The sequence below is a fragment of the Nonomuraea polychroma genome, assembly GCF_004011505.1.
In the GTDB taxonomy this organism is placed as follows: domain Bacteria; phylum Actinomycetota; class Actinomycetes; order Streptosporangiales; family Streptosporangiaceae; genus Nonomuraea; species Nonomuraea polychroma.
This window is the reverse complement of sequence record NZ_SAUN01000001.1, coordinates 486916-499817: the sequence shown is the minus strand read 5'-3', so window position 1 is coordinate 499817 and position 12902 is coordinate 486916. Positions and strand designations below refer to the sequence as shown.

At 69.6% G+C, this 12902-nt stretch carries 14 protein-coding genes; 12 read left to right on the top strand and 2 right to left on the bottom strand.

The window, feature by feature from the left end; genetic code table 11:
- Position 1 precedes the first annotated feature (1 nt).
- The 5 genes from EDD27_RS02240 to EDD27_RS58520 all read left to right on the top strand — a co-directional run bounded on the left by EDD27_RS02240 (position 2) and on the right by EDD27_RS58520 (position 5636).
- Positions 2 to 1204 (top strand): (Fe-S)-binding protein, encoded by a 1203-nt coding sequence (locus EDD27_RS02240; RefSeq protein WP_127930833.1) that lies wholly within the window; start codon positions 2 to 4, stop codon positions 1202 to 1204.
- Between the two features lie 70 nt (positions 1205 to 1274).
- Complete coding sequence (locus EDD27_RS02235; RefSeq protein ID WP_421917246.1) at positions 1275 to 2042, top strand: IclR family transcriptional regulator; 768 nt, start codon at positions 1275 to 1277, stop codon at positions 2040 to 2042.
- Positions 2035 to 2247 carry a DUF2277 domain-containing protein gene (locus EDD27_RS02230; protein WP_127930831.1) on the top strand — a complete coding sequence of 71 codons (213 nt, stop codon included), beginning with the start codon at positions 2035 to 2037 and terminating at the stop codon, positions 2245 to 2247. The genes EDD27_RS02235 and EDD27_RS02230 overlap by 8 nt, the downstream gene beginning before the upstream one ends.
- A gap of 54 nt (positions 2248 to 2301) precedes the next feature.
- Complete coding sequence (locus tag EDD27_RS02225; RefSeq protein WP_127930830.1) at positions 2302 to 4215, top strand: zinc metalloprotease; 1914 nt, start codon at positions 2302 to 2304, stop codon at positions 4213 to 4215.
- 977 nt (positions 4216 to 5192) lie between these two features.
- A complete protein-coding gene (locus tag EDD27_RS58520) occupies positions 5193 to 5636 on the top strand; it encodes an SMI1/KNR4 family protein (RefSeq protein ID WP_127930829.1) in 444 nt (147 codons plus the stop codon).
- A gap of 126 nt (positions 5637 to 5762) precedes the next feature.
- Here EDD27_RS58520 and EDD27_RS02215 read toward each other — a convergent pair whose 3' ends face one another.
- A complete protein-coding gene (locus tag EDD27_RS02215) occupies positions 5763 to 6179 on the bottom strand; it encodes a hypothetical protein (protein WP_127930828.1) in 417 nt (138 codons plus the stop codon).
- A 93-nt stretch (positions 6180 to 6272) separates the two neighbouring features.
- Here EDD27_RS02215 and EDD27_RS02210 point away from each other — a divergent pair, with 93 nt between their 5' ends.
- The 6 genes from EDD27_RS02210 to EDD27_RS02185 all read left to right on the top strand — a co-directional run bounded on the left by EDD27_RS02210 (position 6273) and on the right by EDD27_RS02185 (position 11498).
- Positions 6273 to 6950, top strand: a complete 678-nt coding sequence (locus tag EDD27_RS02210) for a response regulator transcription factor (protein ID WP_127930827.1) — start codon at positions 6273 to 6275, stop codon at positions 6948 to 6950.
- A complete protein-coding gene (locus tag EDD27_RS02205; protein WP_127930826.1) occupies positions 6947 to 8185 on the top strand; it encodes a sensor histidine kinase in 1239 nt (412 codons plus the stop codon). The genes EDD27_RS02210 and EDD27_RS02205 overlap by 4 nt, the downstream gene beginning before the upstream one ends.
- A gap of 35 nt (positions 8186 to 8220) precedes the next feature.
- Positions 8221 to 8547: a PepSY domain-containing protein gene (locus EDD27_RS02200; protein ID WP_127930825.1), complete on the top strand. Its 327-nt coding sequence runs from the start codon at positions 8221 to 8223 to the stop codon at positions 8545 to 8547.
- Between the two features lie 832 nt (positions 8548 to 9379).
- The gene (locus EDD27_RS02195) at positions 9380 to 9940 is read left to right on the top strand and encodes a hypothetical protein (RefSeq protein ID WP_127930824.1); all 561 of its coding nucleotides are present in this window, start codon (positions 9380 to 9382) and stop codon (positions 9938 to 9940) included.
- 130 nt (positions 9941 to 10070) lie between these two features.
- Positions 10071 to 10811, top strand: coding sequence for an isocitrate lyase/PEP mutase family protein (locus EDD27_RS02190; protein ID WP_127930823.1), 741 nt, complete (start codon positions 10071 to 10073; stop codon positions 10809 to 10811).
- Between the two features lie 36 nt (positions 10812 to 10847).
- A complete protein-coding gene (locus EDD27_RS02185; RefSeq protein WP_127930822.1) occupies positions 10848 to 11498 on the top strand; it encodes a class III extradiol ring-cleavage dioxygenase family protein in 651 nt (216 codons plus the stop codon).
- On the opposite strand, the gene EDD27_RS02180 is transcribed toward EDD27_RS02185, so the two are convergent.
- Positions 11474 to 12388 carry a ribonuclease Z gene (locus tag EDD27_RS02180; protein WP_127930821.1) on the bottom strand — a complete coding sequence of 305 codons (915 nt, stop codon included), beginning with the start codon at positions 12386 to 12388 and terminating at the stop codon, positions 11474 to 11476. The two genes, EDD27_RS02185 and EDD27_RS02180, sit on opposite strands and share 25 nt — an antisense overlap.
- A 1-nt stretch (position 12389) precedes the next feature.
- On the opposite strand from EDD27_RS02180, the gene EDD27_RS02175 reads away from it, so the two are divergent.
- Entirely contained in the window at positions 12390 to 12899 is a 510-nt protein-coding gene (locus EDD27_RS02175; RefSeq protein ID WP_127930820.1) for a methylated-DNA--[protein]-cysteine S-methyltransferase, read from the top strand.
- The last annotated feature ends 3 nt before the right edge of the window (positions 12900 to 12902 follow it).

Genomic DNA, 12902 nt, shown 5'->3' with positions numbered 1-12902 from the left:
GATGGACCCGAAACTGATCAACGACTGTGTGCACTGCGGGTTCTGCCTGCCGACGTGTCCGACGTACGTGCTGTGGGGCGAGGAGATGGACTCGCCGCGCGGGCGGATCCATCTGATGCAGCAGCACGTCGAGGGCACGCCGATCACGCCGGAGATGGCGGGGCATTTCGACGCCTGTCTGGGGTGCATGGCGTGCGTGACCGCCTGCCCGTCCGGGGTCAAGTACGACCGGCTGATCGAGCTGACGAGGGCGGAGGTCGAGCGGAAGCACGAACGCGAGCCGCAGGAGCGGGCCGTGCGCGGCATCGTGTTCTCCCTGTTCCCGTACCCGCGCAGGCTGCGGCTGCTGCGGCCGGGGATGGGGCTGGCCGAGCGGATGGCGCCGTTCCTGGCCCGCGTCAACCCGAGCCTCGGGGCCATGGCCGCGCTCGCGCCGCGCGTGGAGCGGCGGCAGCGGTTGCCGCGGGTGGTCCGGGCGAGAGGAGAGCGGCGGGCCGTGGTCGGCATGCTCACCGGCTGCGTGCAGGGCGAGTTCTTCCCTCAGGTGAACGCGGCCACCGCGCGGGTGCTGGCGCTGGAGGGCTGCGACGTGGTGATCCCGCCGGGGCAGGGCTGCTGCGGGGCGCTCAGCGTGCACTCCGGGCGCGACGACCAGGCCAAACGGCTGGCGCGGCGCACGGTCAGGACGTTCGAGCGGGCCGGGGTGGACACCGTCGTGGTGAACGCGGCCGGCTGCGGCTCCTCCATGAAGGAGTACGCCGAGCTGCTCGGCCGCGAGCCCGGCTTCAAGGTGCGTGACCTGTCGGAGTTCCTGACCGAGCTGGGGCCCGTGGCCAAGCGGCATCCGCTGCCGCTCACGGTCGCCTACCACGACGCCTGCCACCTGGCCCACGCCCAGGGCGTGCGCGCCCAGCCGCGCGAGCTGCTGAGCGGCATCCCCGACCTGGAGCTGCGCGAGATCCCCGAGTCGGCCATCTGCTGTGGCTCGGCGGGCACGTACAACATCTTCCAGCCGCAGGCGGCCCGCGACCTCGGCGACAGGAAGGCCAAGGCGGTCGGCTCGACCAGAGCCGAGCTGCTGGTGTCCGCCAACCCCGGATGCACCATGCAGATCGCCGCCGCCATGCGGCGGGACGGCGCGGAGATCAGAGTGGCGCACACCGCCGAGGTGCTGGACGCCTCGCTGCGCGGGGTGAGTCTGTGAGCGAGCGAAGCGAGCGAACCATTAGACGCAGCAGTGTACTCACAGGGCCGACGAAGGAGGGCCTGTGAGTGTGCAGTCGGTCGAGCGGGCGCTCGACGTGCTGGAGGCGCTGGCCGAGCACGGTGGCGAGGCGGGCCTGTCGGAGATCGCGGCCAGGACCGGGCTGCCGTACGGCACCATCCACCGGCTGCTGCAGACCCTGCTCGCGCGCGGCTACGTGCGCCAGGAATCCGACAGACGGTACGCCCTGGGCGGCGGCCTGGTGCGGCTCGGCGGCATCGCGGAGAGCATGGTCGGCGTGTGGGCGCAGCCGTACCTGGCCAAGATGGTCGAGTTCTCCGGCGAGACCGCGAACCTGGCCGTGCTCGAAGGGGACTTCGTCGTCTACGTGGCGCAGGTGCCCTCGCCGCGCAGGCTGCGCATGTTCGCCGAGGTCGGGCGGCGGGTGCTGCCGCACAGCACCGCCGTGGGAAAGGTGCTGCTGGCGGGGCGGCCCGACGGGGACGCGGTGGCCGTGTTCGAGCGGACCGGCATGCCGCGCCGCACCCCCAACACGATCACCGACGTCAGCGCCATGCTGGCCGAGCTCGGCCGCGTCCGAACCGTGGGATATGCCATGGACCTCGGCGAGGAGGAGCTGGGCGTGCATTGCCTGGCGGTGCCGGTGTGGGACGGCAACCGGGTGGTGGCCGCGATGTCGGTGTCGGGACCGGCCGAGCGCATCGACGCGCGGGACCGGGACGAGCTGGCCGAGGGGCTGCGCAAGATCGCCCTCGACTTCGGCAACGAGCTCAGTCCTCCTGCTGAGCGACCCGGGCTACCGTTGAGGCATGTGTAGGAGCATCAAGACGCTGCGGCCTCCGTTCACCGAGAGTGTGACCGAGGAGGACGTGCGCGCGGCCGCGTTGCAGTACGTCAGGAAGATCTCCGGTTTCCGCGCGCCCGCCGCGCACAACGCCGAGGCGTTCGACCGGGCCGTCGAGACCATCACCCGGGCGTCGGAGGAGTTGCTGGGGGCGCTTCAAGTTCGCGGAGCTCGTTGACAGGGGCTCCTGGCGGGGGACGATGTAATCCCTGACGATTCCCCAGGAGCGGCCATGATCAGCGGGTTGTACGAGGGGCAGGACGGCGACTCGCGGCTGGCGCTCCGCGTCGACGTCGACGGGACCAGACCTACTGGGAGGGTGAGCGGCGACCTGTTCGCCGTGGCGGGCGCGACGACCTCGTACGTCGGCTCGTTCGTGGTGAACTCCCCCGCCGTGCACGCCGAGGGCGCCGAGGTCCGGATCGATGGACGCGGGGCGTTCACGTTCGACACGCCTGACAAGGACGTGAGCGTCACGATCAGCGATGGGTCGGGGACGGCGGCGCTGGCGGGGCGTACGTATGCGCTGTCGTTCGCCTCGCCGTACTTCCGGCGGGTGCTGCTGGAGCAGGACTCGGTGACGGGCACGGTGCCGTTCGTGTCGTATGACACGGGCACGCTGCCGGGCCCGACCGGCTCGCCTGCCAGGCAGCTGACCGTGGGCGCCGCCTACGCGGAGGCGGGCATCGAGCTGACCCTTGCGCAGCCCGGGGTGATCCCGGTGGACGGGTCGGGGGCCGACCTGGCGTGGAACGACGCCGAGCTGCACCACGCGATGACGCAGCAGTTCAGCACGTTCGGCGACGCGCCGGCGTGGCGGGTGTGGCTGCTGGTGGCCAGCAAGCACGTGGGCGGCTACCGGGGCATCATGTTCGACTACAACGACGCCCACCAGAGGCAGGGGGCGGCGGTCTTCTACGACGCGATCAAGGGCGACTCGCCGCAGGCGCAACGCGCGCAGCTACGGACGTATGTGCATGAGTTAGGGCACGCCTTCAACCTGCTCCACTCCTGGCAGAAGAACCTCGCCACCCCGCCCCAGCCCCTCGGCCCGGACGGCGGCTTCGGTGATCTGTCGTGGATGAACTACGTGCAGAATTACCGCCCCGGCGGCGAACAGGGCTATTGGGCCGCCTTCCCCTTCCAATTCACGGACGCGGAGCTGGTGCACCTACGTCACGGCTTCTTCCGCGACATAGCCATGGGCGCGAACGCGTTCGGCACCGGGGCGGCCGAGATCGAGCCGTTCGAGCCGCCGGTCGAGGACCATTCGGGGCTGCGACTGGAGCTGCGCGCCAAGGAGTCGTTCGAACTGGGCGAGCCCATCGTCGTCGAGCTCAAGCTCTCCTGCGCCGGCGAGCCCCGCGTCACCCACGGTCACCTGCATCCGGACACGGAATTCACACAGGTGTCCATCACGCAGCCGGGCGGCAGGACCGTGTTGTACCGGCCGATGATCCGCCACTGCGTCGACACCTCACCGGACATCCGGCTGGACGAGGGCAACCCGGCCATGTACCGCAGCGCGTACATCGGGCACGGCCGCGACGGGCACTACTTCCAGCAGCCCGGTGAATACCAGGTCCGCGCCCAGTACATCGCCGCCGACGGCTCCCGCATCATCTCCCCCGCCTGCCTGGTCAGGGTGCGTTTCCCGGTCACCCGCGACGACCACCAGGTGGCGGAGCTGATGCTGGGCGAGGAGCAGGGCAAGCTGTTCTCGCTGCTCGGCTCCGACTCGCCGGCGCTGCGCTCCGGCAACCTGGCGCTGGACGAGGTGATCGACAGGTACGGCGACCACCGGCTGGCCACGTACGCCCGGATGGTGAAGGGCCTGAACGCGGAGAGCGAGTTCAAGGCGCTGACGGCGGACAAGCGGCTGCGCGTGCGCCCGCCGGACCCCAAGCAGGGCATCGAGCACCTGACCCGGGTCGCGCAGGAGGCCACCATCGACAACATCACCCTCAACATGGTGATGCGCCGCCTCGCCCGGGCCCAGGCGAGGCAGGGGGATCTGGGGCGGGCCAACGCGGTCATGGACAAGATGGTCGCCACGTTCCAGGCCAAGGGGGTGAACCCCGTCGTCATGGGGCAGGTCCGGCGGCAGGCCGAACTGACAAAGGCAGCACTCAGCGCGGAGACCTGAGTCCCGTCAAGCGATTCGCCGAACTTCCCCGCGTCCGTGCGCGGGACCGCTTCCTCAACCTCGACACCTACAACAGGGCCCTCAGCGACTTGAGCCTGGGTCTCGACCCCTGGACCGCCAACCGCTACGCCTTTACTGGCGGCAACCCAATTAGCAATGTCGAGCTCGACGGCCACGAACCGCGCGCCTGGCACAATCCCAAGTTCGAGCCAGAGAAGTTCGACTACGCGAGGTATCACGCATGCGAGAAGAGCCCCGGAAGCTGCGAAAGTACGGGAACTCAGCCGAAAGCTAGCTCTCAGCCAGAAGGGGACAACTGGTGGTCGGGCTGGATGACCGGCCTCTTCTATACAACATTCCCGTTCTCGGGCTTCGTTAACGATCCTTGCGGTCGAGACGTCACTCAATGTGATGCGAAATACGAGGCGGACAGGACCACCGCGTCCTACAGAGAAGGTCTGTCTTGGTGGGACTGGGCATCGCTTTCATGCGATGAAGGCATGTCGTGCGGTGTGGTGTTCCCAACCTTCAACTTTAGGTTCAGGGACAAGTCCTGCGCACTCTGCCAGCCCCCTCTCGGGACATCGGTTCCGAGGCGAGGACCAGCTCGAGTCGAAACCTCTACAAGAGATGACTATCGGAGCACTTTCTTCAAGGCCACGGGCCTGAAGGAGGATGATCATGTCGTTCACGACGCAATCGAGCAGCAGATCCTGGACAGATATCCCGAACTATTCACCAAGAGCGAGATTCATTCGCTCGAAAATCTCAGGGGGATCCGCTTCAGGTGCAACCAAGTTGCGCTCGGGTCCCCGCCCTAGGGTATGCAAGCACCCCGAGGGCGGGGCTCCTGCTTCACATTTAGTGTCGCCAATACGGAGCCAGAAAACGCCCATACCTCAAGGCGGAAGCACGCCCAGATTATGTAAGATGCCAACAAGAGTGTCGTCGAGATCGTAAACGTTTGGGGCAGCAATATGTGGCGTGAACTAGTCAGCGATATTCTTCCGGAAGCTCAGCTCGAGCCGGCGGTCACGCCTGAGTCCATAGAGAGAGTCCAAGAAGCACTTGGCTCCGCCCTCCCAGCCAACCTTATCGCCTTGCTGGGGGAGACTAATGGAATACGTGGACGCTACGGAATGCGTCCCATCTGGACGATAGAGGACATACTGACCGTTAATATCGATTTCAGAATGCGGCCAGACTTCGACGAACTGTATATGCCCTTTGATCCACTTCTATTTTTTGGCGACAATGGATCCGGAGACCAGTTCGCATTCATCTGCAAGCCGAAGCGGCCTGACGTATTTGTGTGGGATCATGAGACGGACGGCAGATGGTGGGTCGCCAATAATCTCGAGGACTATCTGGTCCGATACCTCAGGGCGGGAGGAAACGACGATTGGCACAAGAGGCGCTAAGTACAAACTCACGATCCTACATGAGGGAGCAAAGACGCAGCCAAGGTCGGTGGAAGGTGTTACGGGGCGCGCGAAGGCGACTATTCGCGTCTCTTTGAGCGGTCTTTTCTGCGCACCGTCAGCAGGTCATTGCGCGGCGGGACTCCCGTTCACACAGACGATCTTCAGCTCGACGTCCTCGCCCTCGTCGGGCTCGAACTCCACTGTGGCCTCGTTCGCGGGACCCGGCTCCACCCCGTCCACCGAGTAGCCCTGGGCCGGGCTCCACGAGCGCAGCACTACCTGGTCGCCGGTGCATGAGGCGATCACGGTGCCGCCCGCGCTGCGGATCAGCTTGCCCTGTTGCCACTGCGCGGGCGTGCCTGCCGGGGTCGTGGTGGCGGCGCGCGGGGTGGCGGTGGCCAGGGCCGCTCGGGCGTCTTCCTGGCTGAGCACGCGGCTGGAGGCGCCGGTGAGCCCGGTGCCGACCAGGCCGAGCACCGCCAGGGACGCTGCGGTGGCGGCCACGGCGGTGACCACCCAGGCCAGTACGAGTCTCTTCATCGCCCTCAGCTTTCCCCATGTCATGCTAAGGCGGGGTTAAGGGGACGATAAGGGCACTCAGGGCACGGTCAACGAGCGTCTACGTTCATGTATATGGCTGACATCCTGCTCATCGAGGACGACGTGGCGATCCGTACGGCGCTCGGCCGAGGGCTGCGGGAGCTCGGCCATGCCGTCTCCTCCTCGCCGACGGCGCTGGACGGGCTGCGGCTGGCCGTACAGGACCGGCCCGACCTGATCGTGCTCGACCTGGGGCTGCCCGACCTGGACGGGGTGGAGCTGCTGCGGATGTTGCGGGCGGTCAGCCGCGTGCCCGTCATCGTGGCCACGGCACGCGACGGCGACGCCGAAATGGTGCCCGTGCTGGACGCGGGGGCCGACGACTATGTGGTCAAGCCGTACAGTGCGGCGCAGCTGGACGCGCGGGTGCGGGCCGTGCTGCGGCGGGCGGGCGGCTCGGCGCCTGAGCCGCTGGCGGTGGGGGCGCTGCGGGTGGACCCGCGTGCGCGTACCGCCACGCTGGACGGCACGCCGCTGGATCTGACGCCGCGCGAGTTCGACGTGCTGCATTATCTCGCCGCCCGGCCCGGTGAAGTGGTCACCAAGCGGGAGCTGCTGACAGAGGTGTGGCAGCTGCCGTACGGGGGCGCGGACAAGACCGTGGACGTGCACCTGTCGTGGCTGCGCAGGAAGCTGGGCGAGACCGCCGCCGAGCCCCGCTATCTGCACACGGTACGCGGCGTCGGGGTCAAGCTGGTCGAGCCGTCATGAGGCGGTGGCTGGCGCTGCTGGTGGCGGCGACGACGTCCCTCGTCCTGATCGCGTTGCTGGTGCCGATGGCGCTGCTGATCCGGGCGGTGGCCGAGAACGGCGCGATGAGCCGGGCCACGGCCGCCGCCGAGTCCGTGGCGGTCGCGGTCGGCACGCCCGATCTGGAGCTGGCGGTGCAGCAGGTGTCGCGTCCGGTGACAGTGTTCCTGCCCGACGGGCGCACGGTGGGTGCGGCGGCGCCCCGCTCCGACGCCGTGCGTCTGGCCGCGACCGGGCGCAGTGTGACCGCCCATGTCGCCGGGGGTAGGGAGGTGCTGGTCTCGGGGCAGTCGCCTGAGGGCACGGCCGTGATCAGGGTGTTCGTGCCGGACGCCGAGCTCACGCGCGGTGTGCGCGAGGCGTGGGCGGGGCTGCTGGTGCTGGGGCTTGCGCTGGTGGTGCTCGGGATCGTGCTGGCCGACCGGCTGGCGCTGGCCGTGACCCGGCCGGTGGACGGGCTGGCACGGGTGTCGCACCGGCTGGCCGGAGGTGATCTGACTGCGCGGGCCGAGCCGGGCGGGCCGCCCGAGGTGCGCTCGGTGGCTCTGGCGCTCAACCATCTGGCCGGGCGGATCGACGAGTTGCTGGCGGCCGAGCGGGAGTCGGTGGCAGACCTGTCGCACCGGCTGCGTACTCCCCTGACCGCGCTCCGGCTGGACGCCGAGTCCCTGCGCGACCCCGAGGAGGCGGCGCGGGTGCAGGCTCGGGTGGACGCCTTGGAGCGGGCGGTTAGCGCGGTGATCACGGAGGCGCGGCGCCGCACGGCCGGACAGGCGTCGTGCGACGCGGCGGCGGTGGTGCGCGAGCGGGTGCGGTTCTGGTCGGTGCTGGCCGAGGACCAGGGGCGGGAGGTGTCGGTCTCGTTTCCCTCCGGCCCGCTGGCGGTCGCGGTGCGGGCCGAGGACCTGGCGGCGTGTGTGGACGCGTTGCTGGGCAACGTCTTCGCGCACACGCCCGAAGGCGCCGCGATGTCCGTACGGCTGGCGCCGCATCCGTCCGGGGCGTTGCTGGCGGTCGAGGACTCGGGCCCCGGGTTCGATCCGGCGCTGCTGGAGCGCGGGAACAGCGGAGGCGGCTCGACCGGCCTCGGGCTCGACATCGCCCGGCGGACGGCCGAGTCGTGTGGCGGCCGGCTCGCCGTTTCCTCACCTCCAGGGGGCGGGACGTGCGTAGAGGTGGTCTTAACCACGGTTTAGCGCGCGGTTACCCGGCATCCCGATGTCCTGGGGTCATGCGAATCACGAAGAAGCTCATCGTTGTCGGTACCGGGATCGTCGTGCTCGTCGGCGGCGGGGGCGCGGCCGCCTTCGCCGCCACCGCGGCCGCCGCCCCGAAGGTCACGGCCGAGAAGGCCATGGAGATCGCGCACAAGCAGGTGCCCGGAGCCTGGGTCAGCGAGCTCGACCACGACCGGCGTGGCACCCGGCCGGACGTGTGGGAGATCGAGCTGACCAAGGGCTCGGTGCGGTACGGGGTCGACGTCGACGCCGTCACCGGCAAGATCACTGACCACGGGACGAAGCGGGCCGACGACGACGGCGATCAAGACGACGACTGATCGTTGCTCGGTGACCGGCCCGCCATCTTCGTCGGTGGCGGGCCTGTCCACTGCGTCACGTCATCCGGTGAGGCGGTTCAGGAAGCTGTAGCAGGGCTCTCGGCGGAAGTCGTGGAAGGTGGCGCAGGGGTCCGCGACGCCCCGGAGAGAGGGAGACGGCCGGACCGGCTCCGGCGCCGGGCGCACTTGGGGAGGCGGCTGCGGGGTCGGCGAGCCCACTTGCCGCGGAGCCGCCGACCGCTTGGGAGGGGCGGCGCGAGGAGTCGTCGGCCGCGTGGGGGAAGTCGCGTTGGGGGTTGCTGACCGCTGCGGACGGGAGGCCTGGGGAGTCGCGCGTTTCGTGCCGAACGATGGGACGGCTGCGGTCAGCGCTCCCGGCGACGGCGCGGCTGCGATCAGCGCTCCCGGCGATGGCGCGGCCTGGACCCACGGGGCCGGCAGCGGCGTCGAGGCAGCGCTGTGGAACGTTCCAAGGACCGACTGTGGCGTTGCGATCAATGGCAAATACGAGACCACCGAAGTAGCGGAGGGTGAATTAGATCTTACGGAAAGCTGCGTTTCCTCATCCATTTCCGTGGTTCTTTGTGGCGACCGTTCCGCGGAACCGGTGAATGCCATGAATATCCCGACGAGGGCGGTGACGAGGACTCCGGCCGCTCCTGCCACCGATGGCAGGCGCCCACGGCCACCTGCAGAAATGGATCTAAGCGGGGACAAGTCGTGATTCCTTTGTGATTGGTGTGCGAGCATTCCTCTGATGCGGCTAGTGTGGTCCATCACCCGCGGAAGCCGGCGAGCTTTCCCCGATACGACCGCAGGGAGTTGTGCCCCCATGCAAGATCCGAGCGAGCCGGATCGTCACGAGATCCTGTCCGGACCAGGCGATGTGCGCCTGGCCCAAAGGAGCGACGGCCGCGGCGCGGAGCCCCCGAAGAACAAGAAGAAGACCATCGCCATCGCCGCTTCGGCGCTCGTCGCCGTGCTCGCGGCGGGCGGCGTCGGTTACATGCTGGCGGCGAACCCCACCACCCCCGCCACGCAGCAGGGCAACGGTGGGCCCGCAACCTCCCAGAGCGCCGATCCGAACGTCCAGGGCGACGACGCCACCGTGGGCGATGTCGCCACCGACGCCCCCAACAACGACCTGCCCGACGACGGCAGCATGGGCGACGCCGACACCGACACGGGCACCGGCGGCGACCCCGTCGCCGACACCGGCTCGGACACCGGCTCCGACTCCTCGACGGGCTCCCGCGGCACCCAGACCGGCACCGGTGGTCAGAGGCCCTCGACCTCGTCACCCACGAAGGCGCCGCAGGAGCCGGCGGCCGACAACCCGGCGGACGGCCCGGCGGGTGAGCTATCCGGGCAGTGCGCCACGAGCGGCTGTTGAGTGCCGGCTGGACCGTGCCCCACGATGGTGCTCCGGAGCGGGTGCCGAGCGCCGGCGTCTCAAGTGGCTTGCCGGTAATGGGCCGCATTGGACCTACGGCGGGAGCCACTCTGCTCCCTAGGGTCGTCACATGACGACTGACAAGGCGGACGTGCTGCGCGCCCTGCACACACCCGGGAGCCCCTTGGTCCTGCCCAACATCTGGGACGCCGCCTCCGCGCGCGCCGTGCAGGAAGCCGGTTTCCCGGCGGTCGCCACCGGCAGCGCCGCCGTCGCGAAGGTGCTCGGGTACGAGGACGGCGAAGGCACGCCGGTCGGCGAGATGATGGCCGCCGTCTCCCGCATCACCAGAGCCGTGGACGTGCCCGTCACGGCCGACGTGGAACGCGGCTACGGGCTCAAGCCCGCCGAGCTGGTGGAGCGGCTCACCGCCGCCGGCGCCGTGGGCTGCAACCTGGAGGACACCGACCCCCGCACCGGGGAGCTGGTCGACCCGGGCGTCCAGGCGGAGTTCCTGGCCGAGGTGCGGGCGGCCGCCGGGCAGGATCTGGTGATCAACGCGCGGATCGACACCTACCTCCACGGCAGGACCTCCACGCAGGAGGCCGTCGAGCGCGGGCGGCTCTACCGCGCAGCAGGCGCCGACTGCGTGTACCCGATCACGCTCGCCGACGAGGACACGATCAAGGCGCTGGTCACCGAGGTCGGCGGGCCGGTCAACATTCTCTTCCGGCCAGACACGCCGTCACTCGCGCGACTGGCGGAGCTGGGGGTGGCCAGGGTCAGCTTCGGGGGCGGGCTCCACAGGGCGGCCCACGCCTACGCCCAGAGTCTGTTCGCGAAGGTGCGGGACGGACAGAGCCCCTACTGACCAGGTGGCGGAGGGCGGCACCGTACGCTTGCGCTCGTGCTTGCCGCCGCGGCCGTCTGCCCGCCCACTCCGCTGATCGTCACCCAGCTGCCCGATCTCCGCTCCGCCTGCCACACCGCGATCGCCGGCCTGCTCGCGACCCGCCCCGACACGCTCATCGTCGTCGGCGGGGCCGGCCACGCCGCCTCGTACGACGGCCACGCGGCCGGCACCCTGCGCCCATGGGGCCTGGACGTCACGGCCGGCCGCGGCGAGCCCGTACTGCCGCTGTCGCTGACCGTCGGCCGCTGCCTCCTGCGCGACCACGCCCCCGACGCCTTCCATTCCGTGGCCTTCGACGCCACGACCGAGGAATGCCTCTCCCTGGGCGCCGAGCTGGCGGCCGCTGGCGAGCGGGTGGCTCTGCTGGTCATGGCCGACGGCTCGGCCTGCCTCACCCCCAAAGCTCCCGGCAGGTACGACGACGCCGCGCAGCCGTACGACGACCTGATCGCGGACGCCGTCGCCACCGCCGCCCCCGGAGCGCTCGCCGCACTGGACCCGAAGGAAGCGGACCGGCTGTGGGTGAGCGGCAGGGCCGCCCTGCAGGTGCTGGCCGGAGCCGCGGAGACGGCGAGGCTGCACGGCCGCCTGCTCACGCGGGCGGCCCCCTATGGCGTGGGTTACTTCGCCGGGTTGTGGACCTGACGCCGCGGCACCGGGATCGTCATCAGGTCGCGGGCGAGCACGACCTCCCCGTCGTAATGACGCCGCACCTCGGCCACGAACGCCGGCTCGTCGCCGAACCCGTAACGTTCGGAGAAGTGCGTGAGCACCAGCCTGCGCACCCCCGCGTCCGCCGCCACCAGCCCCGCCTCGAACGCCGTCAGGTGCCCGTACTCCTTGGCCAGCGCCTGCTCCGACGACAGGAACGTCGACTCGATGACCAGCAGGTCCACCCCGGAGGCCAGCTCGAAGACCGTGTCGCAGAGCCGGGTGTCCATGACGAACGCCATGCTCTGCCCCGGCTTGGGCACGCTGCACTCCTCGAGGGTGACGCCGCGCACGGAGCCAGTACGCTGCAGCTCGCCGACCTCCGGGCCGCGGATGCCATGAGCGGCCAGCTTCTCCGGCACCATGCGGCGGCCGGCCGGCTCCTGAACGCGGTAGCCGTACGACTCGACGGGGTGGGACAGGCGGCGCGCGATGATCGGCCCGACGCCGGCCAGGTCGCCGGAGATGGGATGCTCGCTGATGATCCGCGTGTCGGCGAACGCGGCGGCGTGGCGCAGCCGCCGCCAGTATTTCTCGCCGGAGGCCGGGAACACCGCCCGCACCGGATGCGTGACCCGGTCGCGGGCGATGCGCTGGACGATCCCGGGTATGCCCAGGCAGTGATCGCCATGGAAGTGCGTCACGCACACCCAGTGCACGTCGTGCGCGCTCAGCCCGGCGTGCACCATTTGCCGCTGCGTGCCCTCCCCCGGGTCGAACAGGAAGCCCTGACCGTCCCAGCGCAAAAGGTAGCCATTGTGGTTACGGTGTCGGGTAGGGACAGCGCTGGAGGTGCCGAGCACCACGAGCTCACGTGAGGACATCATGACCACCGTTGCCTTCGCTGACGTGCCCACGCCGGTGGGCACGTTTGTGCTGGCCGTCACCGAGGCCGGTCTCGTCGCGTCGGGCTGGGGCTCCCGTGCGCGGCTGGCCGACCGGCTCGGGCTGGCGGAGGTCCATGATTCGGATCGTACGGCCTCCGCGGTCGCGGAGCTGAACGCTTATTTCGCCGGCGATCTGAAGGAGTTCGGGACGCCCGTGGACTGGCGGCTGATGTCCGGCGCGCGCCTTCAGGTGCTCCAGGCGCTGCACAAGGTCCCGTACGGCACCACCGTCACCTACGGCGAGCTGGCCCGGCTCAGCGGCTCGAAAGTGCCGGCCCGCGGGATCGGCTCGATCATGGGCTCCAACCCGATCCCGATCGTCGTCCCGTGCCACCGCGTGATCGCGGGCAACGGGCTGGGCGGGTTCAGCGGCGGCGAGGGCGTGGAGACCAAGCGCTGGCTGCTGACCCACGAGGGTTATCTGCAACCGACACTGCTGGACCTCTAGCAA

Bases quoted from the DNA above. Each gene is read 5' to 3' on its own strand.
- EDD27_RS02240 (WP_127930833.1), top strand. From the start codon at position 2: ATGGACCCGAAACTGATCAACGACTGTGTGCACTGCGGGTTCTGCCTG.
- EDD27_RS02230 (WP_127930831.1), top strand. From the start codon at position 2,035: ATGTGTAGGAGCATCAAGACGCTGCGGCCTCCGTTCACCGAGAGTGTG.
- EDD27_RS02225 (WP_127930830.1), top strand. From the start codon at position 2,302: ATGATCAGCGGGTTGTACGAGGGGCAGGACGGCGACTCGCGGCTGGCG.
- EDD27_RS58520 (WP_127930829.1), top strand. From the start codon at position 5,193: ATGTGGCGTGAACTAGTCAGCGATATTCTTCCGGAAGCTCAGCTCGAG.
- EDD27_RS02215 (WP_127930828.1), bottom strand. From the start codon at position 6,179: ATGAAGAGACTCGTACTGGCCTGGGTGGTCACCGCCGTGGCCGCCACC.
- EDD27_RS02210 (WP_127930827.1), top strand. From the start codon at position 6,273: ATGGCTGACATCCTGCTCATCGAGGACGACGTGGCGATCCGTACGGCG.
- EDD27_RS02205 (WP_127930826.1), top strand. From the start codon at position 6,947: ATGAGGCGGTGGCTGGCGCTGCTGGTGGCGGCGACGACGTCCCTCGTC.
- EDD27_RS02200 (WP_127930825.1), top strand. From the start codon at position 8,221: ATGCGAATCACGAAGAAGCTCATCGTTGTCGGTACCGGGATCGTCGTG.
- EDD27_RS02195 (WP_127930824.1), top strand. From the start codon at position 9,380: ATGCAAGATCCGAGCGAGCCGGATCGTCACGAGATCCTGTCCGGACCA.
- EDD27_RS02190 (WP_127930823.1), top strand. From the start codon at position 10,071: ATGACGACTGACAAGGCGGACGTGCTGCGCGCCCTGCACACACCCGGG.
- EDD27_RS02180 (WP_127930821.1), bottom strand. From the start codon at position 12,388: ATGTCCTCACGTGAGCTCGTGGTGCTCGGCACCTCCAGCGCTGTCCCT.
- EDD27_RS02175 (WP_127930820.1), top strand. From the start codon at position 12,390: ATGACCACCGTTGCCTTCGCTGACGTGCCCACGCCGGTGGGCACGTTT.